This window comes from Amycolatopsis sp. MJM2582 (assembly GCF_000754115.1).
Taxonomy (GTDB): domain Bacteria; phylum Actinomycetota; class Actinomycetes; order Mycobacteriales; family Pseudonocardiaceae; genus Amycolatopsis; species Amycolatopsis japonica.
This window is the reverse complement of sequence record NZ_JPLW01000001.1, coordinates 318,654-345,086: the sequence shown is the minus strand read 5'-3', so window position 1 is coordinate 345,086 and position 26,433 is coordinate 318,654. Positions and strand designations below refer to the sequence as shown.

Here is a 26,433-nt window from a genome sequence, read left to right as displayed (position 1 = left end):
AGGGCGCCGGCTTTTTCGTTGTCAGAGCGAGGAGTTGACCGCTTCGACCACGCCGTCGAGGGCCACGGTCTGCTGTTCGCGGGTCGCGAGACCGCGCACCGTCACGTTCCCGGCGTCCCAGTCCTCCTGGCCCACGATCACCACGGCCCGCGCCCCGGCCTTGTCCGCCCGGGTGAGCTCCTTGCCCAGCTTGCGGAGTTCGACGGGCGTGGACGTGCGCAGACCGGCCTTGCGGAGCCGTCCGGCGACCTCGCGCGAGGCGTCGGTGAGCTCTTCGGTCACCGGGATCACGACGACGTCGACCTCGCTGCGCGGCTTCGGGGTGAGGCCGTGCGTGTCGAGGAAGTCGATCAGCGTGACGTCGCCCATGCCGAAGCCGATCCCGGGGATCTGCTGCGACGTGAACAACGACGCCAGGTCGCTGTACCGGCCGCCGCCGAAGAGGGCGCGACGGTTCTCCGGCGAGGTGTCGAAGACCTCGAACACGGTCGACGTGTAGTACGCGAGCCCGCGCACGATCATCGGATCGAACGTGATGAGGTCCGCGGCGCCGCTGTTCAGCACCTTGACCAGGTTCGAGTTCTCCTTGACCTGCTCCGGCAGCTCGTCGAGCAGGGCCGCGCCCGAGGACAGGGTCTCGGTCAGCTTCTCGAACTGCTTGTCGGTCAACCCGATCTCGGTCGCGGTGTCGCTCAGCTTCGTGCGGTCCGACTTCTCCCAGCGGTCCACCAGGGTGAACACCTGCGGCAACTGCTCCGCGGTCACGCCGACGATGTCGGTGAGCGCCGACGAGAGCAGGTTCCGGTCGTTGGCCCGCACCTGGAACATGTCCGGGGTCGCCCCGAGCGCGCTCATCATGTCGTGGACCAGCTCGAAGATCTCGATCTCGCAGTTCGCGCTGTCCGAGCCGAAGATGTCCGCGTTGATCTGCCAGTGCTCACGGACCCGCCCACGCTGCGGCCGCTCGTAGCGGTGGCAGTTCGGGTGGCTGTACCAGCGCACCGGGAACTGCAGCGATTTGGCGTTGCCCGCGATCATCCTGGCGACCGACGGCGTCATCTCCGGGCGCAGCGCCAGCCGCTCGCCGCCCTTGGTGGTCAGCGTGTACAGCTGCTGGTCGGCGATCTCCTGCCCGGACTTCCGCTCGTAGATCTCGGCGGGTTCGAGGATCGGCCCGTCGTAGCGGAGGAAACCCCGCAGCTCGAGCACGTCGTAGAGATGGCCGAACACCTGCGTCCGGACGGACATCTCGGCGGGCAGGAAGTCGCGGGTCCCCTTGGCGGGGGCTGTCGGCAGGTATTCAGGCACGTCAACAAGCTTAACGAGCCGTTGCCAGCGCTTTTGTCAGGGGAAGGCCACGCCGTACGCGGTGGTCAGGATCGCCGCCCCGAGCAGGACCGCCCCGGCGCTGGTGACCCGCCCGCCGAGCTTGCCCTTGCCCGGTGCCAGGTGCAGGAAGAAGCCGCCGGACTGGGCGAGCACGCCGAACAGCAGCAGGAAGCAGACGATCCACCGCGCGGTGTCCGGGAGTCCGGTCTGGCCGAGGATCTGCAGCGCGACCAGCGCGAGGACCAGCAGGACGCCGGCGTGCGCGTGGCCCGCGCGGAACATCCCGCGCTGGTGTTCGGTCAGCTTCTTGTCGCGCAGGACACCCATCAGGGCGTAGCCGCCGTACATCACCGTCGGCAGCGAAACGAGGGCGATGACGGTGAAGAGTTTGATCGGTCCTTCCATGAGCAAACCATAACACTGTTTTAAAACACTGTCACCAAACTTGGCGTCCCACTTCCGGGAATCAGGCCCGCACGCCGCGCGAAAGCACCAGGCGGAGGTTCCGCAGGGCGGAAAGATCGGCGAGCGGATCTCCGTCGACCGCCAGGACATCGGCGCTCAGCCCAGGCGCGAGCCGTCCGGTGACGTCGCCGAGGCCGAGCGCGGCGGCGGAGTCCTCGGTCGCGATCTCGAGGATCCGGCGCCTGCCGAAACCGAGCCATTCGTAGAGTTCGAGGGCGCCGACGGGGTCGTCGAAGACCGAACCGGGCAATCCGGCGTCCGTGCCCGCGAGGAGCGGAACACCCAGCTCCTCCAGCCAGGACAGCCTGCCGTAGACGGTCTTCGCGAGCTCCTCGCCCATGCGCTCGGCGAGCATCCGCCAGTTGCGGCTGCTGGTCGAACAGGCCGCGATGCCCTCGGCGGCCATCCGCTTGGCGACACCTTCGCGCCGGTCCTGCCGCTGCGGTCCGGTCATCCAGGTGCAGTGCTCGATCGTCGCCACACCCGCCTCGACCGACGCCTCGATCGCGTCGGCGCCGTGGGCGTGCGCCGCGACCGGGAGCCCGTGGCGCCCCGCGTGCTCGACGATCAGGCGCAGCGCCCGGACGTCGAACTGGGACTCCCACATCTCCGCACCGCCCTCGGTGATCTGGCCGCCGCTGGCCATCACCTTGATCACGTCCGCGCCGGCGGCCGCGTTCGCGTCGATCAGGGCGCGGATCGCGTCGTCGCCGTCGACTTCGCCGCCGAAGAAATGGCAATGTCCATTGAGGACGGTCAGCGGCGATCCGGCGGTCAGCAGGCGCGGTGCGGCCGCGCCTTCGAGTTCCGCGCGGACCCGCGCGCCCAAAGCGCCGCGATCGCCGAGGTCCCGCACCGTCGTGACGCCGCTGCGCAGCAGTTGCCCCAGGCGATCCTTGGCGCCCGCGCGCAGGGCTTCGTCGTCGCTCGCCAGGAAGTTCGGCAGCATCTCGCGCGTGGCGTCGAACGCCAGGTGCACGTGGGCGTTGAACAGGCCGGGCAACAGGGTCGCGCCGGGGAAGTCGAGCCTTTCGGCGTCCGGCGATGCCTGTGCCGCGACCTCGGCGCGCGGGCCCGCCGCGAGGATGCGGTCACCCTCGACGAGCACGGCGCCGTCTTCGACCGGCGTGCTCGGACGCGGCAGGATCCGGCTCGCCGTCAGCAAAAGCTGTTTCGTCATGCGCCGCTCCTGGAGACGGCGGCGGAGAGCGCGAGCAACGGCCGCACGTCGGATTCGATGTCGGAGGCGCCACCGGGGAGCACGAGTTTCGCGCGCCCGTCGGTCTCTTCGCCCGCGGTCTGCCGGGCGATCGCCCGCTTGAGCGCTTCCGCCGCCGCTTGCGGATCGTCCGCGGCGAGTGCGGTCAGATCGGTTTCCAGATAGGGGCTCAGCTGCACGAGCCCGTCCCGGATCTCGATCACCCGGCGGTAGTACCGGCGGTGGACCGTGCGCGGGCGCCACCGCTCCCACGCGCCCTGCGGGGTGGTCCGGAGCACGATGTTCGGGTAGATCCCGGCCAGCGCGGTCCACAGCGGGGTGAGTTCGTCGTGATGCCGCCGGTGCTGACGGCGCCGTCGCAGCGCGGCGAACCGCGCGCGAGCGCCGGGATAGGTGATCCCGGCGAGGAAGAGCACGATCCCGAGGAGCACCAGCGGGACGGCGACGGTGAGCAGAATCGGGACCGACGGTCCGAACGCCCACGCGATCACGATGTAGAGCGCGCGGAAGACACTGCCGACGGAAAGGCAGATCAGCCCGGCGGCGCTGAGTTTCAGCCCGATCTTCAGATGGCGGTCCGCGGTGCGGATGTACCGGAAGATCCACCAGGCGCAGGCGGCGAGGCCGTAGATCAGGTAGATCCCGGCGCCGAGGTAGAACAGCGCCACCCCGGGCACGTGCACGAGCTTCGGGCTCAGCGCCAGCCCCCGCACCTCCGGCGGGGTGACGGCCATGGCGACCAGCATCAGCGCGATCGCGGCGGACAACGGGATCAGTTCGAACAGGACGCGCCCTGGCCGGCGCGGGCCCAGCGCGGAGCCGAGGAACACGATCAACAGCGCGCAGACGCCGATGGCGAGCAGGACGTTGTTGACCAGGCGGCCGGTGCCCTTGCCGGTCAGGTCGTCGAGCCAGCCGACGATGACCTTCTGCTGGGCGAGGAAGGAGCCCGCGACGCAGACGATCGTGATCGTGATCGCCCAGTTCGGCAGCAGGCGGGGTGCTCGGTAGGTCTGGTAGATCCGCCAGGCGAGCGCGGTCGCGAACAGCACCATCGCCACGACGTTGATGGGGGAGAACAGTGGAGTCACAGCCACCCTTGATGGTCGCCCAGCGCGCCTTGGACGCGGCGGACGTCATCGTCGTCGGCGCGACGGGGAATCGTGTAGTTCAAGACCGACGCCCATTCGAGGATGATGGTCGCCACGGTCTCGGCTTCCCATTCGTGCGCCTCATCGTAGGAGGTGCGGCGTAAAGCGCGGTGTACCGCGTCGTCGTCGAGGCCGGGGGCGGGGCCGCGCAGGAAGTCGGCGGGTTCGGCGTCGCCGCCGGGATGGTGATCGGCGAGCATATGCCCGAGTTCGTGCAGGATGATGTGGTCCTGATGGGACTTCGTGGTCTCCTGCTGGAAGAAGATGTAGTCCGCCGAACCGGTGGCGATCCAGCAGCCGAACGGGCCGGGGACCTCCAGCGGATACGGCATCAGGCGGATCGGCCTGCCGCGCTGTTCGCCGAGCCGTTCGCAGAGCACGCCGACGTCGAGCGGCGGCTCGATGTCGAGCTTGTTCAGCATCTTGCGGCAGCGTTTGCGGAGTTCCCGTTCCTTCATTGGTTCTCTTCCGGCTGCTCGCGCTCGGCCCGTTCGTAGCGTTCGACGAGCTCCAGGAGGTCCATCACCTGGCGACGGCCCTGCGGGGACAGTTCCTGCGCGCGCATGGCCATGAGCGTCGCCTCTCCGGCCGGTTGGGGCTCCTGCTCGTCGAAGAAGTACGTGATCGGCACCCCGAAGAGCTTCGCCAGCGCTTCGACGTAGTGGATCTTCGGGTTGACCCGTTTGCCCGTGGCGAGCTGCTGGAGGTACGCGGGCGACATGGTGGGCCCGCCGGCGCGGTCGATGGCCGCGGACAGCTCGCGATAGCTGTGCGGGGCGCCTTCGTCCGCGCGCGCCGAATCGATCAGCGCGGTCAGTTTCTGGGCGAAGGTCTGATACGGCGACATGACCCCCCAACCGTTCCGTAGTCCCGTTCCGTAGTTGGAGTGTAACGCGATACAGCCTGTCCGCAGCTGTTGACAGCGCATGTATGCAGTGGTTTACAGTTGTCAAGCGGTTTCGTGCCGTGTCCGGTCTCTCGCTCCGGAATCCGTGCCCTGGGGGTGTACGGACGCCGGAGTGAGAGCCGTTTTTCCCGGTGGGTGCACAAGATCGTGCCGGATGTAGTACGCTGAGGCAGCCAAGGTTGATCGCCATCACGGCGAACCCTTGGCCTAGGCCTGTTGCCGGAGGTCGACCCCCAGGGCTTCCGGTGACAGGCCCCTTTACTTTCACCCCCGCGTTTCGTCCTCTGAATGCGGTCGTTCGCGATGCGGACTATCGCATTCAGAGGACGAAACGCGGGCGGGGGTCAGGGCATGAGCGTGGCGGCCAGGGTGCCGCCCAATTCGAAACAGGCCTCGAGATCCGCTTTGCCCGGTTCGCCGGTGACGAGCACCGGCGCGGCCGCGCTTTCCCAGCCGAGGCCGGTCGTGATGGCCTCGATCCCGCGCACGGTGCCGGACGTGTCGTTGTTTCCGTGCACGAAGAATCCGAACGGCCGCCCCCGCGTGGAATCCAGGCACGGGTAATAGACGGTGTCGAAGAAATGCTTCAGCGCGCCGGACATGTAGCCCAGATTCGCCGGGGTGCCGAGCAGGTAGCCGTCGGCGTCCAGGACGTCGGGCACGGTCGCGCCCAGCGCCGCGCGGCGCACGACGTCGACGCCCTCGATGTCCGGATGGTTCGCGCCGGAGAGCACGGCCTCGAACATCGCCTGCGTCGAAGGCGACGGCGTGTGGTGGACGATCAGCAGCTTCGGCATGTCAGGCCAGCCGGGACTCGATGTCGGCCCGGAGCGTCGCCAGCCGCGCGTCCGCGGCGGCCCGCGCCTCGGCGAGCTCGCCGGCGACCGGCTCCTTGATCTGCAGGTACGCCTTCAGTTTCGGCTCGGTCCCGGACGGCCTGATGACGACACGCAGTCCCTCGCCGGTCAGGCGGAGGACGTCGGCGTCGGGCAGGAGGTCCTCCATCGTGACATCGGTGCCGCCCAGCGACGCCGGGGGAGCGGCGCGCAGACCCGCCATCAGGCGTTCCCGCACCGACAGGTCGGTGACCCGCAGCGAGACCTGATCCGTCACGTGCACGCCGTGCTTCACCGCCAGTTCGTCGAGGACGTCCAGCGGCCCGCGGCCCGCCGCGCGCAGGGAGGCGGCCAAGCCCGCCGCGAGCACGGCGGCGGAGATACCGTCCTTGTCGCGCACGAAACCCGGGTTCACGCAGAGGCCGAGCGCCTCTTCGTAAGCGAACACGAGCCCTTCGCCGGCACGGACCAGCCATTTGAACCCGGTCAAGGTCTCCGCGTAGCGCGCCCCGAATTCCTTCGCGACTTCGCCGAGCATCGACGACGACACGATCGTCGTGGCCACCAGTGGATCGGCACTGTCTACAGTGGACAGAACATGCCAGCCGAGCAGGACACCCGTTTCGTCCCCGCGCAGCATCCGCCACGAACCGTCCCGCTCGCGCACGCCCAGCGCGCAGCGATCGGCGTCCGGGTCGAGCGCGATCGCCAGGTCGGCACCGACCTCGGAGGCCAGTGCCAGCAAGAGATCCGTCGCGCCCGGTTCCTCCGGATTCGGGAAGGCGACCGTCGGGAAGTCGGGATCCGGCGTGGACTGCTCGGCGACCAGGCTCAGCTCGGTGAAACCGGCGCGTTCGAACGCGGCGCGCAGGGTCTCCGCGCCGACGCCGTGCAACGCCGTCGCGGCGACCTTGACCGCGCGTTCCGGACCGCGTGGCAGCAGCGCGACCTTGGCGAGGTACGCGTCGCGGAGTTCGTCGCCCAGTACTTCGGCGCCGGGCTCGCGAGGCACGCTGATCGCCGGGGGAGCGGCTTCGATGGCGCGCTCGATCTCGCCGTCCGAAGGCGGGACGATCTGGCCGCCCGTCGCGTCGTAGAGCTTGTAACCGTTATCGGCCGGGGGATTGTGCGACGCGGTGATCTGGATACCCGCCACCGCGCCGAGTTCCAGTACGGCGAACGCGAGCACCGGCGTCGGCAGCGGGCCGGGCAGCGTCTTCACCGCGAACCCGGCGGCCGTCAGCACCTCGGCGGCGGCCTTGGCGAAGGCCTCCGAACCGTGCCTCGCGTCGCGGCCCACCACCACGACACCGCCTGAATGTCCTTGTGCGGTCAGCCAGGCCGCGACCCCAGCCGTCGTCCGGGTGACGACCGCGACGTTCATCCCATTGGGGCCCGCGCGCACCGGGCCGCGCAGCCCGGCGGTGCCGAATTCGAGCGGTCCGGCCATGCGGTCCGCGAGTTCGTCCGCCGCACCGGCTTCGCCGCCCATCGCACGCGCGAGGATGTTCTGCAGCTCGACGCGGGAATCGTCGTCCGGGTCGTCGGCGATCCAGCGGAACGCCCGATCCCGGAGATCCGAGGTCAAGGAAGTCGTCACCGAGTCAGCCTACGGGTACGTTGGAGAGGGTGCGATTGATCTTCACTTCTCTGGTGAGTCATGGTCATCTCTATCCCCTACTACCGCTCGCCGTCGCCGCTCGCGACGCCGGGCACGAGGTCGTCTTCGCCACCGGGGACGACATGCTGACGGTGGTCGAAAAGGCCGGTCTGGCAGTGGAAAGCGCCGGATTCGGGATGCGGGAGGCGTTCGAGCGGGTCGCCGGGCCCGACGCTCCCAAACCCAACGCCTCCGACGCCCCGCCCGAGTCGTTCCATCCCGTCATCGGCGAAGCGTTCGGAAATGTGCTGCCCCGGCGATTCGTCGCCGATCTCACACCGGTGCTGGAACGGCACCGGCCGGATCTCGTCGTCTACGAAAGCGGCAACGCCGGCGGTGCCATCGCCGCCCATCTCGCCGGGATTCCCGCGATCGGGCACGGTTTCGGCCGGTTCTCGCCGGGTGACGTCATGGACGTCATCCACGGCCGCCTCGCGGAATTCACCGCGGAAGTCGGTTTGCCGGATTTGGATCCGCAATCCTTCGGTGATCCCGTCGTCGACATCTGCCCGGAATCGGTGCAATCGCCGGAATTCCTGGCCGGGGCGAACCGGATCCCGCTGCGTCCGGTCGGCTGGGCCGAACCGGGTGACCTCCCGGCGGGCGTGGTGGGCCGGGACAAGAGCCGACCGCTCGTCTACCTCACGCTCGGGACGGCGTTCGGTGACGAAGACGTGCTGAAGCGGGCCATCGGCGGTCTCGCGCGGCTCGAGGCGGACGTCGTCGTCGCGGCGGGCCCGACGGTGGATCCGGCGGCACTGGGCGAAGTCCCGGGCAATGTCCGGGTCGAGATGTGGGTGCCGCAGGTCGAACTCCTGCCACACGTCGATCTCGTGGTCCACCACGGCGGCAGCGGGACGACGCTGGGTGCCTTCGGCGCCGGGCTGCCACAGCTGGTGCTGCCGCAGGGGGCGGATCAGTTCACGAACGCCGAGGCCGTCGTCGCGGCCGGGGTGGGCGTGCAGCTGATCGGTGCCGAAGTCGTCGAGGACGTCATCTTCGAGCAGGCGCGCAAGCTGCTCGCCGACGAAGACGTCCACGGCGCGGCGCGTCGGCTCGCCGACGAGGTCGCCGCGATGCCTTCGCCCGCGGAGGTCGCGCAGCGGCTTCCCGAGTTCGCCGGCTGAGTACTGCCCCGGATGTCATGAAAGGGCCGTTCAGGACGAAAAATGTCCTGAACGGCCCTTTCATGACACTTGTCAGGCGCGGGAGACGAGTTCCTTCAGCAGGGTGCCCATCCGGGTGGCGGACTGGCGGCCCGCTTCGAGGACCTCTTCGTGGTTCAGCGGTTCCCCGGTCATCCCGGCCGCCAGGTTGGTCACCAGCGAAAGCCCGAACACCTCGACCCCGGCGGCGCGGGCGGCGATGGCCTCCAGCACCGTCGACATGCCGACGAGGTCGGCGCCGAGCGTCCGCAGCATGCGGATTTCCGCGGGCGTCTCGAAATGCGGCCCGGTGAGCCCCGCGTAGACGCCCTCCTCCAGCGAAGGGTCGATTTCGCGCGCGATGTCGCGCAGCCGCTTCGAGTACAGATCCGTCAGGTCGACGAAGTTCGCGCCGACGATCGGCGAGCGCGCGGTGAGGTTCAGGTGGTCGGAGATCAGCACCGGCTGCCCGACGCGGAAGCCCTCACGCAGGCCACCCGCGGCGTTGGTCAGCAGCACGGTCTTGGCCCCGGCGGCCGCGGCGGTGCGCACGTTGTGCACCACCGGGTCGATGCCCTTGCCCTCGTAGAAATGCGTGCGGCCCAGCAGGATCAGCGCGCGCTTCTCGCCGACGCGGACCGACCGGACGGTTCCCCCGTGCCCGACCGCGCCCGGCGCGGCGAATCCGGGCAGTTCGCCCAGCGGGATCTCCGCCTCGGGCTCCCCGATGACGTCCGCCGCCGGGCGCCAGCCCGAACCGAGCACGACGGCGATGTCGTGCTTCTCGACGCCGGTGCGTTCGGCGATGGCGGCGGCCGCCGCGACCTCGTTCTCACTCATGCGACGAGCGTATCCGGACGGTTCGCACGAGCAGGAACGCCACCAGCCCGAACGGGGACAGGAAGATCGTGAGCGCCAGGATCGGCCCGGTCACCAGCGGATGGATCCGGTGCTCGCGGGATTCGAGGTACATCCAGCGCGCGATGAACAGGTCGAAGGCGATCAGATGCGCCCAGATCGTGGCCGCCCCGTACGGCGATCCGGTGAACGTGGCGAGCACGCCGAGGTCCGGCCTGCTGACCGCCGTCCAGAGCTCGCCGAAATGCGCGATCGCGAGCACGAAGTACGGGATCAGCGGCAGCAGCGGCGTCCAGGGTGAGGACATGATCCGGCGGGTCCACGACCAGCCCGGCAGGAAGATCATCAGCAGCCAGAACGGCGTCGCCAGCGGGAAGGTCCAGGTGAACAGGGTCTCGACGCTCATCGCAGCGAGGCCTCCAGCTCCCTGTCCTTCGCCGGGCGCCCGATCGCGATCAGCCCGCTAAAGGCGACGCCCGCGATCAGGAGGGCGAAGGCGGTGAGGGTCTGGCTGTCGGGGGAGACGATCGACTGGCCGCGCAGGGCTTGCCAGGTGAGCAGCGCGAGGAGGCCCGCGTAGCCGACGCCGGCGATCACCACGAGCCGCAGCCGGAGGACGTCGTCGCGAAGCCGCGGGTAGCGCGCGGCCAGGACGCCGAGGACGAGCGCGAGCAGCGGAAGCGCCTGGAGGCCGTGCAGGCCGAGGAAATGCGGGATCCGCAGGTCGCCGCCGACCGTGCTCCAGCCGAGGATCGGCAGGCCGGGGCCGCCGTCGGGGAGGCCGACGGTATGCGCGCCGATCATCGCGGACTGGCCGGTCGCGTCGAGAAGGGCCTGCTGGTCCGGGGTGGGGCTGCTCATCAGCGTCGCCAGCGAGATCCCGATCATGCCGAGGATCGCGCCGATCCGGGCCGCCCACGCCGTCGCGCGGTCGGGGAGCCGGGTGAACATGACGGCGATCGTCAGGACGAGGTTGACCACCCAGAGCACGGCGATCATCCCGCCCATGACCTGGAAGATCGTGTTGTCGAGCGGCGTCGCGTTGTTGAAGTGGCTCGCGCGGACGCGGGCGGCCTGGAAGATCACGAGCGCGTACTCGGCGCCGAAGATCACGACGAGCACGTTCGCCAGCCAGCTCCCGGTCCGCCGGAACTTGGGCAGCAGGGAGACGAGCCAGCTCCAGGTGAAGAAGTACAGCGTGGCGGAGACGGCGAATTTGAACGGTTTCGCCCAGAGCGGCGCGCCGTTCAGCGTCCGCTGGTCGATCAGCATGGCCAAGACGCACAGCACGGTGATCACGGCGAAGGCCTGGGCGAAGCGATACGAACCCCGGTGCCAGGTGCGGGTTCTCTCGCGGAGATCGGTCAAGATGGTCATGGGTCCCTCCCAGAATGGATAGTCAAGCTCTCCGTTATGGGAAGCTAAACTATCCATCCTGAGAAGTCTTCAGGGATGACCCTGGAACCGTCCCCGAGATGGGAGTGCGCACGCGTGCGGATGGCCGAACTGAGCGAAAAAGCCGGGATCCCGGTCGCCACGATCAAGTACTACCTGCGGGAAGGGCTGCTTCCGCCGGGCGAGCGGACCAGCCCGAACCAGGCGAAGTACGACGACGGGCACGTGCAGCGGATCAAGCTGATCAGGGCGCTGATGGACGTCGGCGGCCTTTCGCTCGCGACGGTCGGCGAAGTGCTCGCCGCGGTCGACGCCGGGGAGGCCGGCCCCCACCACGTCCTCGGTATCGCCCAGCAGGGCATCACGACGTCGAAGCGGGTCGTCGACGACGAAGCCCGCGAATGGGCGCTCGCCACGGTCCGCGACCTCGCCGACCGCCGCGGCTGGCCCTGCAAGGACGAAGACGACCTGGTCATCCAGGCCCTGGTCGGCGTCCTGTGCACGATCCGCGAGGTCGGGCACGGCTGGTATCTCGAGAAACTCGACGCCTACGCCGAGATCGCCGACCGGACCGCCGACCTGGACCTCGAAGGGATCTCGGGGATCGAGTCGCTGGAGCAGATCATCGAGATCGCCGTCGTGGAGACGGTTCTGGGCGACAGGCTGCTCTCGGTGCTGCGGAGGCTCGCGCAGCAGCGCGCGTCGAAGGCGTACTTCGCCGGGCTAGCCGTCAACGATGAACGACAAGGCGACCGGCTCGAAGATCCCGGTCTTCGCTGAGTTCTCCTGCTCGATCGTCGAGGTCACCGACAGGATCCACAGATCCGTGCCACCGCTGAACAGGTCCATGTACGTCGTCCGCGTGATGCTCTCGTTCACGGCGTCCCGGTTGCCGGTGGCGCGCTCCGTCGTCCGGTAGGTGTACCGCTGGCTGTCGTCGCCCCGGCCCGGGACGGTGGTGGGCCCGCCGATCGGGGCGATCTCCGGATGCTGGCTCCTCAGCCAGCTGAAGTAGGCGGGCGGCGGGCTCTCGGCCAGGAAACCGCTCAGCCGCTCGACCCGGATGACCTGGCGGCCGTCGGGCGAGACGTACTGGACCACCGTGCTCGGCACACCCCTGGTGATATGCGGCGCGACGAACTTCTGCCAGCCCTCCGGGACACCGAGGCTGAACCGGCCGCCCTTGAGGCCGTTCACCGTGCTCGCGTCACCCTGCTGTGTGATCAGCTTCGGCGGCGGCTGGGTGATGATCGTGTCGCCTTGCTGCAGCTTCTCCGGCGGCCGCAGATCCTGCCCGCCGACGGCCCTGGCCAGCACGAAACCGCCGCCCGCGGCCAACAGGAACAGGACGACCGACGCGAGTGCCAGCACCACGGTGCCCACCGTCGACCGGCCGGGCCGCCGAGGCGGCGGTGGCGTGACGGTCGGCATCGGCGCGAGCTCGGCGGGAGGCGCCGGCGCGGGCTGGTTGAGGAACGGCAGCGGACCGGGGTCGGCGGCGAGTTCGGAACTCGTGCCCTCGCCCGGCTTCTCCGGCGCGACCGGCTTGATCACCTGGGTGTCGGTGGCGTCGAGATGCGCGGTGGTCTTCTTGCCGTCGGGCGTGTGGAACAGCTCGGCGGGGAACAGGTCGATGAGCGTCTTGGCCTGCAACGGGTACAGGCGGCGCCGCACCTCGCGCAGGGTGATCCGCTTCGACGGCTCCTTCTTCATGAGCGCGCCGATCACGTCGGCCAGCGGACCGGGGCCGGGCTTCGGCACCTTCCCGTTGACGACCTTGCCGACCGTTTCGAGCGGGTCGCCGTCGGCGTCGTACGGCGGCGAGCCCTCGATGGCGGCGAACAGCGTCGCGCCGAGACCCCACAGATCGGCGGCGGGGACGACGGCGCCGCCGGAAGCGACCTCGGGCGCGATGTAGGCGGGCGAGCCCAGCATCATCCCGGTGCGGGTCATGGTGGCTTCGGAGACGTTGCGCGCGATGCCGAAGTCCGTGAGCTTGATCCGGCCGTCACCCGCGACGAGGACGTTGCCCGGTTTGACGTCACGGTGGGTGATCCCGGCGGCGTGCGCGGCTTCGAGCGCGGACGCCACCGCGATGCCGACCGCCGCGGTCTGCTCGACCGTCAGCGGCCCGTGGTCGCGCAGGATGTGCGCGAGGCTGCGCGACGGCAGCAGCTCCATGACCACGAACGGTTCGTCGTTCTCGCGCGCGACGTCGTGCAGGATGATCACGTTCGGGTGGCTCAGGACGGCGATCGCGCGGGCTTCGCGCAGGGTCCGTTCGCGCAGTTCGTCGGCCTGCGACGCCGGGACGCCCGGCGGGAGGCGGACCTCTTTGACCGCGACGGGGCGGTGCAGGAACTCGTCGTAGGCCGACCAGACCGTGCCCATCGACCCTGATCCGATGACCGAGCGCAACCGATATCGCCCGGCGACTACCCGCTTCTCGTCGCCGGGACTCTCGTTGGACTCGGTGGTGTCGGACGGCACGACCCAATTGTGTCGTATGCCCGCGTGGCGGCCCTATGCGCCGTGCCCTGTCGGAGTGAACGGGGCCGCCCGGACAGCGGTGCACTGCCGGGTCGTTTCGTGTGATCAGACGGACGACACACGTGACTGGCCGGACGACACACGTGATCAGACGGACGACTCGAGGCGGAAGCCCGGCTCCGAGCGTGTCGTCCATTCCATCACGCGTGTCGTCCGTCTGATCACACGTGCCGTCCGGCCAGTCACGCGAAACCGCCGTTCACGACCGCCCGGCATCGCCCCCTAATCACCCCCTAGGCGCGACTAGCGTCACAGGTGGTGCCACTTGAGGGCCGTTAGCATCGTTGGCTATGACGGAAGTGGCCGAGACGGAGTCAGTGCCGACCCCTGGCGAGCCCGACGCGCCGGAAGAATTGGAGCTCGCGGCGGAGTTCCCCGAAGCGAGCCGGGACCAGTGGCGCGAGCTGGTCGCGGGCGTGCTGCGCAAGAGCGGCGCCATCGACGAGTCCTTCGACGGCCTGCCCGAAAGCAAGCTGGTCACGCGGACGTACGACGGCCTGGAGATCCAGCCGCTCTACACCGCCGAAGACACGGTCGACGGGACGGGTTTCCCCGGTCTTCCGCCGTTCGTGCGAAGCGCCCGGCCCGAAGGCGCGGTGACGACCGGCTGGGACATCCGTGCCCGGTACGCGCGCCGCGACGCCAAGGCCACGAACGCCGCGATCCTCGCCGACCTCGAAGGCGGCGTCAGCTCGATCTGGCTGCGTGCCGGTGCGACCGGCGTTCCCGTCACCGATCTGGGCGACGCGCTGAACGAGGTGTACGTCGACCTCGCACCCGTCACGCTCGACGCGGGCGAAGAGTACGAAGCCGCCGCGAACGAGTTGTTCACGCTCTTCGCCGAGCGAGAGATCCCGGCGAGCGCGGTCACCGCGACCCTGGGCGCCGACCCGATCGGCTCGACCGCGCGCACCGGCACCGCGCATCCGCTCGCCCCCGCCGCGGACTTGGCCGCGCGCGTCGCCGCCAGTCACCCGAAGGTGCGGACGATCGTCGCCGACGGCCTCCCGTTCCACGAAGCGGGCGGCTCGGACGCGCAGGAACTCGGCGCGGCCATCGCCGCGGGCGTCGCGTATCTGCGGGCGCTCACCGAAGCGGGATTGGACGTCGACACCGCGGCCGGTCAGCTCGAATTCCGGCTCGCCGCCACCGCCGACCAGTTCCTCACGATCGCCAAATTCCGTGCCGCGCGGCGCCTGTGGGCCCGCGTCACCGAGGTTTCCGGCGGCAAGGGCTCGGGTATGCGGCAGCACGCGGTCACCTCGCCCGCGATGCTGACCCAGCGCGACCCGTGGGTGAACATGCTGCGGACCACGCTCGCCTGTTTCGGCGCCGGGGTCGGCGGCGCGGACGCGATCACCGTGCTCCCGTTCGACGCCGCGATCGGCCAGCCGGACGCGTTCTCCGCGCGGATCGCGCGCAACACGCACGCCGTGCTGCTGGAGGAGTCCAAACTGGCCGGTGTCATCGACCCGGCGGGCGGCTCCTGGTACGTCGAGAACCTCACCGACGAGCTGGCCAAGGCCGCCTGGCGCGAGTTCACCGCCATCGAGGCGGCGGGCGGGATCGAGGCGGAACTGGCGTCCGGAGCGCTCGCCGCACGGCTCGCCGAGACCTGGGAGAAGCGGTCGAAGCGGATCGGGACCCGTCGCGATCCGATCACCGGCGTCAGCGAATTCCCCAACCTGACGGAGAAAGCGGTCGTCCGCGACCCACTGGACGACCTGCCGGGCGGCGGCCTGCCGCGTCACCGGTACGCCGAGGCCTTCGAGGCGCTGCGAGACCGGGCGGACGCGCATCCCAGCCGTCCTCGCGTCTTCCTCGCCACGCTCGGCCCGGTCGCGGCGCACACCGCACGGGCGAGTTTCGCGGCGAACCTGTTCCAGGCGGGCGGGATCGAGGCGGTGAACCCCGGTGCGCCCAAGGACATCCCAGCCGTCGTAGCGGAATTCCAGGCCAGCGGAACGAAGATCGCCTGCATCTGCGGCAGCAACACTTCCTACGCCGAAGAAGCGGACAGCGTCGCGAAGGCGTTGAAGGAAGCGGGCGCGACGTCGGTGCTGCTCGCCGGGAAACCCGGCGACCACCCGGACGTCACGGGCTACCTCTTCACGGGCTGCGACGCCCTGGAAATCCTGACCGGCACGTTGAACGAGCTCGGAGTGCAGTGATGACCATCCCGAACTTCGCCGGAATCGAGCTCGGCAGCCCCGAGCCGGGCGACCGTCCTCAGTGGACCGAAGCGTTGCACGCCGCCACCGGTAAGGGGCCCGACGCGCTCGCGTGGGAGACGCCGGAGGGCATCGGCGTCAAGCCGGTGTACACCGCCGACGATCTGTCCGGAGTGGACTTCCTCGGCACGTATCCCGGTATCGCGCCGTATCTGCGCGGCCCGTACCCGACGATGTACGTCAACCAGCCGTGGACCATCCGCCAGTACGCGGGTTTCTCCACCGCCGAGGAGTCGAACGCCTTCTACCGCCGCAACCTCGCCGCCGGGCAGAAGGGCCTCTCGGTCGCCTTCGACCTCGCGACGCACCGCGGCTACGACTCCGATCACCCGCGTGTCGCCGGTGACGTCGGCATGGCGGGCGTCGCGATCGACTCGATCTACGACATGCGCCAGCTCTTCGACGGCATCCCGCTCGACAAGATGAGCGTTTCGATGACCATGAACGGCGCCGTCCTGCCGGTGCTCGCGCTCTACGTCGTCGCGGCCGAGGAACAGGGGGTCACGCCGGACAAACTGGCCGGGACCATCCAGAACGACATCCTCAAGGAGTTCATGGTCCGCAACACCTACATCTACCCGCCGCAGCCGTCGATGCGGATCATCTCGGACATCTTCTCGTTCACCTCGCGGAACATGCCGAAGTACAACTCGATCTCCATCTCCGGCTACCACATGCAGGAAGCCGGGGCGACCGCCGACCTTGAGCTGGCGTACACGCTCGCGGACGGTGTCGAGTACATCCGCGCCGGGGTCGAGGCCGGGCTGGACGTCGACAAATTCGCGCCGCGCCTGTCCTTCTTCTGGGCGATCGGGATGAACTTCTTCATGGAGGTCGCGAAACTACGCGCGGCGCGCCTGCTGTGGGCGAAGCTGGTGAAGGGTTTCGAACCCAAATCGTCGAAGTCCCTGTCGTTGAGGACGCATTCGCAGACCTCCGGCTGGTCGCTGACCGCGCAGGACGTCTACAACAACGTCGTCCGCACCTGCGTCGAGGCGATGGCGGCGACCCAAGGCCACACGCAGTCGTTGCACACCAACGCCCTCGACGAGGCGCTGGCGCTGCCGACCGATTTCTCCGCCCGCATCGCGCGGAACACGCAGTTGTTGCTGCAGCAGGAATCCGGCACCACGCGCGTCATCGACCCGTGGGGCGGCAGCGCGTTCGTCGAGAAGCTGACGTACGACCTCGCGCGCAAGGCATGGGGGCACATCACCGAGGTCGAGCAGGCGGGCGGGATGGCGAAGGCGATCGACGCCGGCATCCCCAAGCTGCGCATCGAAGAGGCCGCGGCGCGGACCCAGGCGCGGATCGACTCCGGCCGCCAGCCGGTGATCGGCGTCAACAAGTACCAGGTCACCGACGACGAGCAGATCGACGTGCTCAAGGTCGACAACGCGGGCGTGCGCGCGCAGCAGCTGGAGAAACTGCGGCGGCTGCGCGAAGAGCGTGACGAGGACGCCACGCAGGACGCGCTGCGGCGGCTCACCGCGGGCGCCGAGTCCGACGGGAACCTGCTCGCGCTGGCCATCGACGCCGCGCGGGCGAAGGCCACCGTCGGCGAGATCTCCGACTCGCTGGAGAAGATCTGGGGGCGCCACTCCGGCCAGATTCGTACCATCTCCGGTGTGTACCGCGAGGAGGTCGGCAAGACCGAGAACGTCGAGCAGGCGCGCGAGCTGGTCGAGAAGTTCGCTGAGGAGGAAGGCCGCCGTCCCCGGATTCTGGTCGCGAAGATGGGCCAGGACGGCCACGACCGCGGCCAGAAGGTGATCGCGACCGGCTTCGCCGACATCGGTTTCGACGTCGACGTCGGCCCGCTGTTCTCCACCCCCGGCGAGGTCGCGCGGCAGGCGATCGAGGCGGACGTGCACGTGATCGGCGTTTCGTCGCTGGCCGCCGGGCACCTCTCGCTGGTGCCCGCGCTGCGCGCCGAACTCGCCGAGCAGGGCCGCGAGGACATCATCGTCGTGGTCGGCGGCGTCATCCCGCCGCAGGACTACGAGGAGCTGCGCGCGGCGGGCGCGGCGGCGATCTTCGGCCCCGGCACGGTGATCGCCGAAGCGGCGATCGACCTCATCGGACAGCTGACCGCCCAGGAGTCCTGAACCTTGCCGCGCAAGATCGACGTCGGGGCGCTGGCCAAAGGTGTCCTCGTGGGTGACCGCGGCCTGCTGTCGCGGGCGATCACGCTCGTCGAGTCCAATCGGGACGATCACCGGGCGCAGGCGCAGGAGCTCTTGGTCGAGTTGCTCCCGCACGCGGGTGGAGCGCGGCGCGTCGGCATCACCGGGGTCCCCGGTGTCGGCAAGTCGACCTTCATCGATCAGCTCGGCACCGATCTGACCGGGGCCGGGCACAAGGTCGCCGTGCTGGCCGTCGACCCGTCGTCGACGCGGACCGGCGGCTCGATCCTGGGCGACAAGACCCGGATGGCGCGGCTCGCGGTGGACCCGAAGGCGTTCATCCGCCCTTCGCCGACTTCGGGCACGCTCGGCGGTGTCGCGCGGGCGACCCGCGAGACGATCGTGCTGATGGAGGCGGCCGGGTACGACATCGTGCTGGTCGAGACCGTCGGTGTCGGACAGTCCGAGGTGACCGTGGCGAACATGGTCGACTGCTTCCTGTTCCTGACCCTGGCCCGCACCGGAGACCAGCTGCAGGGGATCAAGAAGGGCGTCCTCGAACTGGCGGACGTCATCGCGGTCAACAAGGCCGACGGCGACCACGAACGCGACGCGAAACGCGCGGCTCGCGAGCTGGCGGGCGCGCTGCGGATGATCTACGGCCGCGACGCCGAGTGGACGCCCCCGGTGCTGACCTGCAGCGCGCTCACCGACGTCGGGCTCGACGAGGTCTGGGCCGAAATCGGGCGCCACCGTGACGTGCTGACCGCTTCGGGTGAACTGGACGGGCGGCGACGGCGGCAGCAGGTGGAGTGGACCTGGGCGATGGTCCGCGAACAGCTGCTCGGGCGGCTCGCGGCGCATCCGGACGTGCGAGCGGTCGTTCCGGACGTCGAACGGGCGGTCCGGGACGGTGAGCTGACCCCGACGCTGGCCGCGCAACGGATTCTGGAGGCGTTCTCCGGTCCTCCGCGTGGCGGCTGACGCGGGAACCCGGCAGAGTGCAGAATCGGACTCGCGCTACGCCGACGAAAGGGAGTCATGCCGAAAAGGTCTCGTCTCGGGCAGCTGACCGGACTGGTCGCCGCCGGGCTCGTCGTCTGCGCTCCCGTCGCGCAGGCCGTTGAGATCCAGGCGCCCGCGCCGGTGATCATGCAGGCGGCGGCGGTGCACGAAGCGCTCGAGCAGGCGCCTCCGGGGCCGGTGCTCGACCCCGCCGAGACCGACAAGGCCAACAGCCAGGAGACCAAGAACAAGGTCATCGCGGGTATCGCCGCGGCCATCCTGCTCGGCTTGGTGATCCTCGGGCGCCGCTCCCGTTCCAAGAAGAAGAAGTCCTGAACCGCTACCCGTAAGTAGAAGGACTCTCCGCTTAGCCCGGGCCGAACTCTCGCAGCCGTTCATCGCAGATCCACTACCGGCCGTCTCCGGCTCGATCACTCGACGAGCGGCTTGTCATTCGCATGGTGCACGATCTATCGCAAATGCGTATCACAGATCGAACGGCACCCAGCGTGCCTTCAGCGACCACCCGTACGGTGGTAGACGAAGGTGACTGTGTTGCGGGAGGAGGTGCGGCGTGACGGTGCTCGATTCACGTCCGGACATTCCAGGCGACCCCGAGGGTCGCGTCGTTGCCCCTATCGAGGCGCCCACCGCGCTGATCTCCGAGGCCGGCGTCAGCATGGCACCTGTGCATGATCTGGGTGCCGGGCGTGGCCCCTTCTGGCTCGACGACTGGCTCCGCGCGAACGCCACCGACGTCGTCGCGTGGCGTCGTCGCATCCACGCGCACCCGGAGCTCTCCCGCCACGAGTTCGCCACGACCGAACTGGTCATGTCCCTGCTCCGCTCGGTGGGGCTCAAGCCATGGGTGCTGCCCTCGGGCACCGGCGTGGTCTGCGACATCGGCAGCGGCGACCGCTGCGTCGCGCTGCGCGCCGACATGGACGCCCTGCCGCTGACCGAGGCCACGGGGCTCCCGTACGCCTCCAAGACCGACGGCGCCGCGCATATGTGCGGGCACGACGCGCACACGGCGATCCTCCTGGGCGCCGCCCGGGCGCTGGCGGGCGCGCCGGAGCTGCCGGGCCGCGTACGGCTGATCTTCCAGCCCGCCGAGGAGGTCATGCCCGGCGGCGCGCTGGACATGATCGCGGCGGGTGCGATGGAAGGCGTCGAGCGGATCTACGGGCTGCACTGCGACCCGCGGCTCGAGGTCGGCAAGGTCGGGCTGCGCGTCGGCGCGCTGACCTCGGCCGCCGACCTCATCGAGCTGCGGCTCACGTCGCCGGGCGGGCACACCTCGCGGCCGCATCTGACCGCGGACCTGGTGCACGCGCTCGGCACCGTGATCACGTCGCTGCCCGCGGTCCTTTCGCGGCGGGTCGACCCGCGATCCGGGACCGTGCTGGTCTGGGGCGCGGTGCACGCGGGACAGGCCGCGAACGCCGTCCCGCAGGACGGGGTGCTGCGCGGCACGCTGCGCACGGCGGACCACGAGGTCTGGACGATGCTGGAGCCGCTCGTCGCGGCTTCGGTGGAGTCGCTGCTGGCGCCGACCGGGGTCGGGTTCTCCCTCGACTACCGCCGCGGCGTGCCGCCGGTCGTCTCCGATCCGGAGTCGCACGCGCTGATGCGGGCCGGCGTCGAGGCCGCCCTCGGCGAGACCGCCGTGGCCGGGACCGAGCAGTCGTCCGGTGGTGAGGACTTCGGGTGGTACCTGGAGCACGTCCAGGGCGCCTTCGCTCGCCTCGGCGTGTGGTCCGGTGAAGGCCCGATGGCCGACATCCACCGCCCGACCTTCACCCTCGACGAGCGTTCGCTCCTGTGCGGAGTCCGCACGCTGGTCCACACCGCCCTGGCCGCCCTGGCCTGAGTTCCGCCCCCAATCACGCGAGTTACGTCTTCAATCACGCGAGTTCCGCCCCTGTGCACGGATGTTCGCCCTAACGGGTCCGGACATCCGCGCACAGGGTTATCCACAGCCTGGGCGAGTTATCCACAGTCCGGGAAATCGGGGTTCCCAAGGCCGATCCGATCTTCGATTCTCGAAGACGTGATCAACTGGGGAGGACGTCATGGGGTGGTCTCGCGTGGTGAGGCCGACAGGATCTTGGGGCGGAGAGCCGTCCTCGAAGGCTTGGCGCGCGGTGCGCTGGCGCAGCCGTGGCGAGGCGTCGTCGTCCACGCCGCCGATCTGCTCAAACTGCCGACGCTGGCGCAGGCGGCACTGCTCGCGATCGGACCGCCCGCCGTCCTGTCCGACGTCACTTCTCTTGCCCTGCATGGGATTTCGGCTGCGGAAGGCACCACGGTCCACCTGACCGTCCCGTACTCGAGACGGGTCGGGTCGAGGCCCGGGCTCGTCGTGCACAGGGCGGAATTTCACCCGTCCGATATCGTCGAACTGGACGAACTTCCCCTGTTCTCGTTGGATCGCGCGCTGGCCGATCATCTCTGCGACGGCGACGAGCGAACAGCGTTCGCCGCACTCGAAGAGGCCATGCACAACCTCGCGCCGGACCATCGGGCAGTCCTCCACACCAACGTCCGGGATCGCCTTCTCGACCGTCGCGACCGGCGAGGTATCCACAGGGCACAGATGCTGCTCGCGCTCGCGACGGGCGAGGCCGAATCGCCGTCGGAGAGCATCCTGCGCTTGATCGTCGTGGAGGCCGGGCTGCCGGTGCCGGTGGCCCAGTACGAGATCGACACCATCGACGGGCGGAAGCTGTACGTCCTCGACCTCGCTTGGCCTGAGCTGCGTATCGCCCTGGAGTACGACGGCTACGCCGCTCACGAGGGCAGGCAGGACTACGACGCGGAGCGGGACGCCCGGATGGCGGCACGCGGGTGGATCACGGTTCGTGCGACGGCGGCCGACCTGCGGGATCCGCGACGGTTACTGGCGGAGTTGCGGGGCGCGTTCGAGCGTCGTACGGCGCGACTCGCGTGATTGAGGCCGTGATTCGCGTGATCGAGGGCGGAACTCGCGTGATTGGGGGCGGAACTCGCGGGTCAGCCGGAGATGCCTTGGCAGGGGCGGGTGCGGAGGGCGTCGACGTAGTCGGCGGGGGCGCCGGCGGCCTCGGCCGCGTCGGCCAGTACGCCGAGGTAGCGCGCGGACGGGAGGCCGCCCTCGTAGGCGTCCAGGACGTACAGCCACGCCAGCACGGAACCGTCCATGGTTTGCACGCGGAGGCGGATCTTGGAGTGGATGCCCAGCTCGCCGCCTTCCCAGCGGTCGAGATTGGGCTCGTCCAGCGAGGTGACGTCGTACAACACCACGAAGACCCGGGAGCCCGGGTCTTCGACGATGGTCGCCAGCGCGCCTTCCCAGCCGAGGTCCTCGCCGCCGAAGGTCAGCCTCCAGCCTTCCAGCCAGCCGGTGCCGGCCATGGGCGAGTGCGGAGCGCGCTCCAGCATCTGGGCGGGCTCCATATTGGATCCATACGCGGCATACAACGGCACGGCGACAGCCTAGCGACCTACCGCTCACCCGGCTGGACGCACATGCCGTGTCCGGCCACTCAATCCGCCCAACGGTCGCCCGCGTACGGTAAACGCAGTCACAGACACCGCTGCGAGGAGGAGACCAGTGACCAAGATCGTGATCATGGGCGGAGGCCCCGCCGGTTACGAAGCGGCACTGGTCGCGGCACAGCACGGAGCCGACGTCACCATCGTCGAACGGGACGGTCTCGGCGGCGCGTGCGTGCTCTACGACTGCGTCCCGTCGAAGACGTTCATCGCCTCCTCCGGCGCGCTCGCGAACATGCACGACCTCCGTGAGCTCGGCATCAACACCGACATGGCCGACACCAGCGTCGACCTGCCGACCGTCCACGGCCGCGTGAAGGGCCTCGCGCTCGCGCAGTCCGCCGACATCCGCGCCCGCGTCCAGCGCGAGGGCGTCCGCGTCGTCATCGGCCAGGCCCGGTTCGACGACGAAGAGGCCGGGCTCGCCACGCACAAGGTCGCCGTCACCGCCCCCGACGGTTCGACCGAGGTGCTCGACGCCGACGTCGTCCTCATCTCGACCGGCGCCACGCCGCGGGTGCTGCCCGGCGCCGTGCCGGACGGCGAGCGCATCCTCGACTGGCGTCAGCTCTACGACCTGCGCGAACTGCCCGAGCACCTGGCCGTCATCGGTTCGGGTGTCACCGGCGCCGAGTTCGCCTCGGCCTACACCGAGATGGGCGTCAAGGTCACCGTCGTCTCCAGCCGCGACCGCGTGCTCCCGCACGAGGACGCCGACGCCGCCGCCGTGCTCGAAGAGGTCTTCTCCCAGCGCGGCACCACGGTCGTCAAGCAGGCCCGCGCCGACAAGGTCGAGCGCACCGAGAAGGGCGTCGAGATCCACCTCTCCGACGGCCGCGTGATCGAGGCCAGCCACGCGCTGATGACCGTCGGTTCGGTGCCCAACACCACCGACATCGGCCTGGAGAAGGTCGGCATCGAGCCCGGCCCCGGCGGCTTCATCGGCGTCGACCGCGTTTCCCGTACCAGCGCGCCCGGTATCTACGCGGCAGGCGACTGCACCGGGGTGCTCATGCTCGCCTCCGTGGCCAGCATGCAGGGCCGCATCGCGATGTGGCACGCGCTCGGTGAGGGTGTCGCGCCGATCAAGCTCAAGACCGTCGCCGCCAACGTGTTCACCCACCCCGAGATCGCGACCGTCGGCATCAGCCAGCAGGCGATCGACTCGGGCGAGGTGCCCGCCCGCACCATCATGCTCCCGCTCGCGACGAACGCCCGCGCGAAGATGGAAGGCCTGCGACGCGGTTTCGTGAAGCTGTTCTGCCGCCCCGCCACCGGCGTGGTCGTCGGTGGGGTGGTCGTGGCGCCGACGGCGAGCGAACTCATCCTTCCCATCGCGCTCGCCGTCCAGAACCAGCTCACAGTGGAACACCTGGCACTGACATTTTCGGTGTACCCGTCGCTGTCGGGGTCGATCACCGAGGCGGGCCGCCAGCTCATGCGGCACGACGACTTGGACTGATCTTCGCCGCCGAGCAACCTTCGCGGTGGTGCCCGCGTCTAGCGCGTGTCGGTGTTTCGTTGACAGCTAGGGGTTTTTCGTGATTCGCAGGGTGCTCGCCGGAGTGGTGGCGATCGGTGCGGCGGTGCTGGCTGGGCCGGCGACCGGTTTCGCTCAGCAACCCCAGCCGGATCCCGGTGTCACCGTGCAGCTCAACGACGACACGGCCTACGAACTCGGGCTCGTCAACAAGTACGTGCACGGCGACGCCAACGTGGCGCTGGCGCAATGCCCCGGCGGAGACGGCATGAAGGCACCGACGTCGACGACGTTCTCTTCGCCGGTGCTGACCATCGGGAAATACGACTACGGCCCGCTCATCGGGGTTCCGGCGAATGTCAGCGCCGACGTCGAACTCAAGGCCGGTACGGCTCCCGGCAGCTACCCGCTGACCGTCAACTGCAACGGAAAGTCTTATACGGCAACGTTTTCCGTGCCGCCCCGGCAGGTGAGCGCGGTACCTGCGGGCGCCGCCCACGCGGGCGACGGCAGCCTGGCCTCCTGACTTCCGTCCTCTCGCACCGACGGTCGCGATCATTTCGTGACCCTGGCGGGCAACCGCCGGGCCGCCTGTGGCGTTTGCCAGTCGTGGGGTGAACGACGAGCCGGTCCCGGTCTGGGGGCCGGGACCGGCTCGTCGCGGCCCGGGAGGTGGACATGAAAGCGAACTGGGTGCGGGGGCGACGGGCGCCGCTGGTGCTCGCGGCCGTCCTGTTGGCCGTCTTGGCGACGCTGGCGATCGTCCTGTCCGGTCCGGGGGAGACCGGCCAGGCCGCGCCTCCGGCGAGCACGGAGCGGACAGAGGTGCCGGTGGCACCGGGCAGCGAGCCGGAGGCCGAACCGGTCGGCGGGATGCCGAAGGCCGATCCGGTGTCGATCGACGTGCCGAAGATCGAGGCGAAGTCCAGCCTGATCCCGCTCGGGCTCAACGCGGACAACACCATCGAGGTACCGCCGGTGACCCGGCCGTTGCAGGCGGGCTGGTACGTGAACGGTCCGACCCCGGGGGAGGTCGGGCCGTCGGTGATCCTCGGGCACGTGGACGGCAACAAGCAGAAGGGCATCTTCTTCCGGCTGAAGGAACTGGCGCCCGGCGACAAGGTCTCGGTCGCCCGCAAGGACGGCACGACGGCCGAGTTCGCGGTCACGAAGGTCGAGCGGGTGGCGAAGGACAAGTTCCCGACCGACGCCGTCTACGGCGACACCGCCGAACCGGAACTGCGGCTCATCACCTGCGGCGGGGTCTTCGACAAGGCGTCGCGCAACTATCTCGACAACATCATCGTTTTCGCCCGGTTGATCGCGAGGTGAGTTCCATGATCAGGTCCGCCCTGGTGCTGGCGTGCGGGGTCGCGCTGGTCGTCCCGGCCGTCGCGTACGCGCAGGACGCCCCGTCCACGAGCCCGAAGGCGGATCCGTACCCGTTCCTCGGTCTCTCGCCCCGGCAGTCGGTGGCGGGGGAGGAGATCCTGGTGTCGGTCGGCTGTCCGGTCGGCGAACTGGGCGAGGTGAAGTCGAAGGTGTTCGACCGCATCGGTGCATTCACGGTGACCAACGAGGTTCCGGTGATCCAGGGCGCCGTCGCGCATATCGACGCCGAGGCGCGGCCTGCCTTCTACACGGTCACGGCGATCTGCAAGACCACGAAGATCACGGCGAACCTCGAAATCGTGCCGGACAAAACGCCGACGTCGTCTAGTAAACCGCCTGCGCCGAAGCCGACAGTTTTGCCGAAGCCTTCTTCGCCGGGAAAACCGGCTTCGGGCCGTCAGGTTTCGAAAATTCCGGTGGGCGCGCCGCAGACCGGGGCAACCGATTCCCTTTCCCGATGGTGTTCTCAGTGCGAGGGCTCGCATTGAGGGAGAAAAGATCATGGGAATGAAGGGAATCGTCGCGGGCGCCGGTTTGCTCGCGATGACGGCGGGAGTGTTCCTCGCTCCGCAGGCGTCGGCCACCGCGCCACCGCCGAAGTTGTCGGTCAGTCCGGCGAAGGTCGCGCCGGGGCAGGCGTTGGACTTCAGCGCCAGTTGCCATGGCACGCCCACCGCCGTGACGTCGCCGGGCCTGACCGGTCCGGTCACGCTCTCGGCCCAGGCCGGCGCGGCGTACACCGGGAACGGGAAGGCCGCGGGGAGGACCGGCAAGTTCAAGGCGAGTTTCCGGTGCGACGGCGGGCCGAACCTGCCCGCCGCCAGCGGGACGGCGACAGTCGAGTTCGAGATCGTCTGCCCGCCGCCGACGACCACGCCCACCGAACCGCCGTCGAGCAGCAAGCCGCCGTCCAGCAGTCAGCCGCCGTCCAGCAGTGAACCGCCGTCGAGCAGCAGCGCGCCGTCGTCGAGTTCGGCGCGGGTCGTCCCGGCCGCGTTGACGAAGCCGTGCGGTACACCGGGCAAGACGCCGCAGGTGAAGGTCAAGCCCGCCGGTGCTCCGCAAACCGGCGGCGGCATTTAGTCCTCTGAATGCGCCAAGCGCGTGAAGGCCTCCTTGAGGGACGCAGGGTCCCTCAAGGAGGCCT

General features: G+C 69.4%; 26 protein-coding genes. 13 read left to right on the top strand and 13 right to left on the bottom strand.

What is annotated here, in order from left to right:
* Positions 1–21 precede the first annotated feature (21 nt).
* From hisS to ED92_RS01600, 8 genes are all read right to left on the bottom strand, one after another.
* Entirely contained in the window at positions 22–1,308 is a 1,287-nt protein-coding gene (gene hisS / locus ED92_RS01635) for a histidine--tRNA ligase (protein ID WP_037332372.1), read from the bottom strand.
* Positions 1,309–1,344: 36 nt separating this feature from the next.
* Positions 1,345–1,734: a hypothetical protein gene (locus ED92_RS01630; RefSeq protein WP_037332369.1), complete on the bottom strand. Its 390-nt coding sequence runs from the start codon at positions 1,732–1,734 to the stop codon at positions 1,345–1,347.
* A gap of 61 nt (positions 1,735–1,795) precedes the next feature.
* Complete coding sequence (locus ED92_RS01625) at positions 1,796–2,974, bottom strand: amidohydrolase family protein (RefSeq protein ID WP_037332367.1); 1,179 nt, start codon at positions 2,972–2,974, stop codon at positions 1,796–1,798.
* On the bottom strand, positions 2,971–4,104 hold the full coding sequence (locus ED92_RS01620; RefSeq protein WP_037332366.1) for an MAB_1171c family putative transporter: 1,134 nt from the start codon (positions 4,102–4,104) through the stop codon (positions 2,971–2,973). Before ED92_RS01620 ends, ED92_RS01625 begins: the two co-directional genes overlap by 4 nt.
* Positions 4,101–4,622 carry a hypothetical protein gene (locus tag ED92_RS01615; RefSeq protein ID WP_037332365.1) on the bottom strand — a complete coding sequence of 174 codons (522 nt, stop codon included), beginning with the start codon at positions 4,620–4,622 and terminating at the stop codon, positions 4,101–4,103. Before ED92_RS01615 ends, ED92_RS01620 begins: the two co-directional genes overlap by 4 nt.
* Positions 4,619–5,011, bottom strand: coding sequence for a helix-turn-helix domain-containing protein (locus ED92_RS01610; RefSeq protein WP_037332362.1), 393 nt, complete (start codon positions 5,009–5,011; stop codon positions 4,619–4,621). The genes ED92_RS01615 and ED92_RS01610 overlap by 4 nt, the downstream gene beginning before the upstream one ends.
* Before the next feature lie 404 nt (positions 5,012–5,415).
* A complete protein-coding gene (locus tag ED92_RS01605; RefSeq protein ID WP_037332361.1) occupies positions 5,416–5,868 on the bottom strand; it encodes a flavodoxin family protein in 453 nt (150 codons plus the stop codon).
* Position 5,869: 1 nt separating this feature from the next.
* Positions 5,870–7,507, bottom strand: a complete 1,638-nt coding sequence (locus ED92_RS01600) for a phospho-sugar mutase (RefSeq protein WP_037332360.1) — start codon at positions 7,505–7,507, stop codon at positions 5,870–5,872.
* 29 nt (positions 7,508–7,536) lie between these two features.
* On the opposite strand from ED92_RS01600, the gene ED92_RS01595 reads away from it, so the two are divergent.
* Complete coding sequence (locus ED92_RS01595; RefSeq protein WP_037335836.1) at positions 7,537–8,694, top strand: glycosyltransferase; 1,158 nt, start codon at positions 7,537–7,539, stop codon at positions 8,692–8,694.
* 72 nt (positions 8,695–8,766) lie between these two features.
* On the opposite strand, the gene ED92_RS01590 is transcribed toward ED92_RS01595, so the two are convergent.
* The 3 genes from ED92_RS01590 to ED92_RS01580 are packed head-to-tail and all read right to left on the bottom strand — an operon-like array spanning position 8,767 to position 10,947.
* The gene (locus tag ED92_RS01590; protein WP_037332359.1) at positions 8,767–9,552 is read right to left on the bottom strand and encodes a purine-nucleoside phosphorylase; all 786 of its coding nucleotides are present in this window, start codon (positions 9,550–9,552) and stop codon (positions 8,767–8,769) included.
* On the bottom strand, positions 9,545–9,976 hold the full coding sequence (locus ED92_RS01585; RefSeq protein WP_037332358.1) for an ABA4-like family protein: 432 nt from the start codon (positions 9,974–9,976) through the stop codon (positions 9,545–9,547). The genes ED92_RS01590 and ED92_RS01585 overlap by 8 nt, the downstream gene beginning before the upstream one ends.
* Complete coding sequence (locus tag ED92_RS01580) at positions 9,973–10,947, bottom strand: hypothetical protein (RefSeq protein ID WP_037332357.1); 975 nt, start codon at positions 10,945–10,947, stop codon at positions 9,973–9,975. The genes ED92_RS01585 and ED92_RS01580 overlap by 4 nt, the downstream gene beginning before the upstream one ends.
* Positions 10,948–11,022: 75 nt before the next feature.
* Here ED92_RS01580 and ED92_RS01575 point away from each other — a divergent pair, with 75 nt between their 5' ends.
* Positions 11,023–11,745, top strand: coding sequence for a MerR family transcriptional regulator (locus ED92_RS01575; protein ID WP_063777554.1), 723 nt, complete (start codon positions 11,023–11,025; stop codon positions 11,743–11,745).
* Here ED92_RS01575 and ED92_RS01570 read toward each other — a convergent pair.
* Complete coding sequence (locus tag ED92_RS01570; RefSeq protein WP_037332355.1) at positions 11,689–13,455, bottom strand: serine/threonine-protein kinase; 1,767 nt, start codon at positions 13,453–13,455, stop codon at positions 11,689–11,691. The two genes, ED92_RS01575 and ED92_RS01570, sit on opposite strands and share 57 nt — an antisense overlap.
* 350 nt (positions 13,456–13,805) lie before the next feature.
* On the opposite strand from ED92_RS01570, the gene ED92_RS01565 reads away from it, so the two are divergent.
* From ED92_RS01565 to ED92_RS01540, 6 genes are all read left to right on the top strand, one after another.
* A complete protein-coding gene (locus ED92_RS01565; RefSeq protein ID WP_052120202.1) occupies positions 13,806–15,686 on the top strand; it encodes a methylmalonyl-CoA mutase family protein in 1,881 nt (626 codons plus the stop codon).
* Positions 15,686–17,854 carry a methylmalonyl-CoA mutase gene (scpA, locus tag ED92_RS01560; protein ID WP_037332354.1) on the top strand — a complete coding sequence of 723 codons (2,169 nt, stop codon included), beginning with the start codon at positions 15,686–15,688 and terminating at the stop codon, positions 17,852–17,854. Before ED92_RS01565 ends, scpA begins: the two co-directional genes overlap by 1 nt.
* A gap of 3 nt (positions 17,855–17,857) precedes the next feature.
* Positions 17,858–18,856 carry a methylmalonyl Co-A mutase-associated GTPase MeaB gene (gene meaB / locus ED92_RS01555; RefSeq protein WP_037332353.1) on the top strand — a complete coding sequence of 333 codons (999 nt, stop codon included), beginning with the start codon at positions 17,858–17,860 and terminating at the stop codon, positions 18,854–18,856.
* A 57-nt stretch (positions 18,857–18,913) separates the two neighbouring features.
* A complete protein-coding gene (locus tag ED92_RS01550) occupies positions 18,914–19,213 on the top strand; it encodes a hypothetical protein (protein WP_037332351.1) in 300 nt (99 codons plus the stop codon).
* 238 nt (positions 19,214–19,451) lie between these two features.
* The gene (locus ED92_RS01545; protein ID WP_081975674.1) at positions 19,452–20,750 is read left to right on the top strand and encodes an amidohydrolase; all 1,299 of its coding nucleotides are present in this window, start codon (positions 19,452–19,454) and stop codon (positions 20,748–20,750) included.
* Positions 20,751–20,987: 237 nt separating this feature from the next.
* Positions 20,988–21,830 (top strand): DUF559 domain-containing protein, encoded by an 843-nt coding sequence (locus tag ED92_RS01540; RefSeq protein ID WP_052120349.1) that lies wholly within the window; start codon positions 20,988–20,990, stop codon positions 21,828–21,830.
* 62 nt (positions 21,831–21,892) lie between these two features.
* Here the strand turns inward: ED92_RS01540 and ED92_RS01535 are convergent, their stop codons facing one another.
* Positions 21,893–22,345 (bottom strand): gamma-glutamylcyclotransferase, encoded by a 453-nt coding sequence (locus tag ED92_RS01535; RefSeq protein ID WP_179948472.1) that lies wholly within the window; start codon positions 22,343–22,345, stop codon positions 21,893–21,895.
* Between the two features lie 127 nt (positions 22,346–22,472).
* On the opposite strand from ED92_RS01535, the gene ED92_RS01530 reads away from it, so the two are divergent.
* The 5 genes from ED92_RS01530 (at position 22,473) to ED92_RS42700 (ending at position 26,369) form a co-directional block, all read left to right on the top strand.
* Positions 22,473–23,876, top strand: a complete 1,404-nt coding sequence (locus tag ED92_RS01530) for an NAD(P)H-quinone dehydrogenase (protein WP_016331316.1) — start codon at positions 22,473–22,475, stop codon at positions 23,874–23,876.
* Between the two features lie 103 nt (positions 23,877–23,979).
* On the top strand, positions 23,980–24,420 hold the full coding sequence (locus ED92_RS01525; RefSeq protein ID WP_052120347.1) for a hypothetical protein: 441 nt from the start codon (positions 23,980–23,982) through the stop codon (positions 24,418–24,420).
* Positions 24,421–24,572: 152 nt separating this feature from the next.
* Entirely contained in the window at positions 24,573–25,226 is a 654-nt protein-coding gene (locus ED92_RS01520; protein WP_037332346.1) for a class F sortase, read from the top strand.
* A gap of 5 nt (positions 25,227–25,231) precedes the next feature.
* Positions 25,232–25,774 (top strand): hypothetical protein, encoded by a 543-nt coding sequence (locus ED92_RS01515; protein ID WP_037332343.1) that lies wholly within the window; start codon positions 25,232–25,234, stop codon positions 25,772–25,774.
* Positions 25,775–25,787: 13 nt separating this feature from the next.
* On the top strand, positions 25,788–26,369 hold the full coding sequence (locus ED92_RS42700) for a hypothetical protein (protein ID WP_161791082.1): 582 nt from the start codon (positions 25,788–25,790) through the stop codon (positions 26,367–26,369).
* Positions 26,370–26,433: the final 64 nt, after the last annotated feature.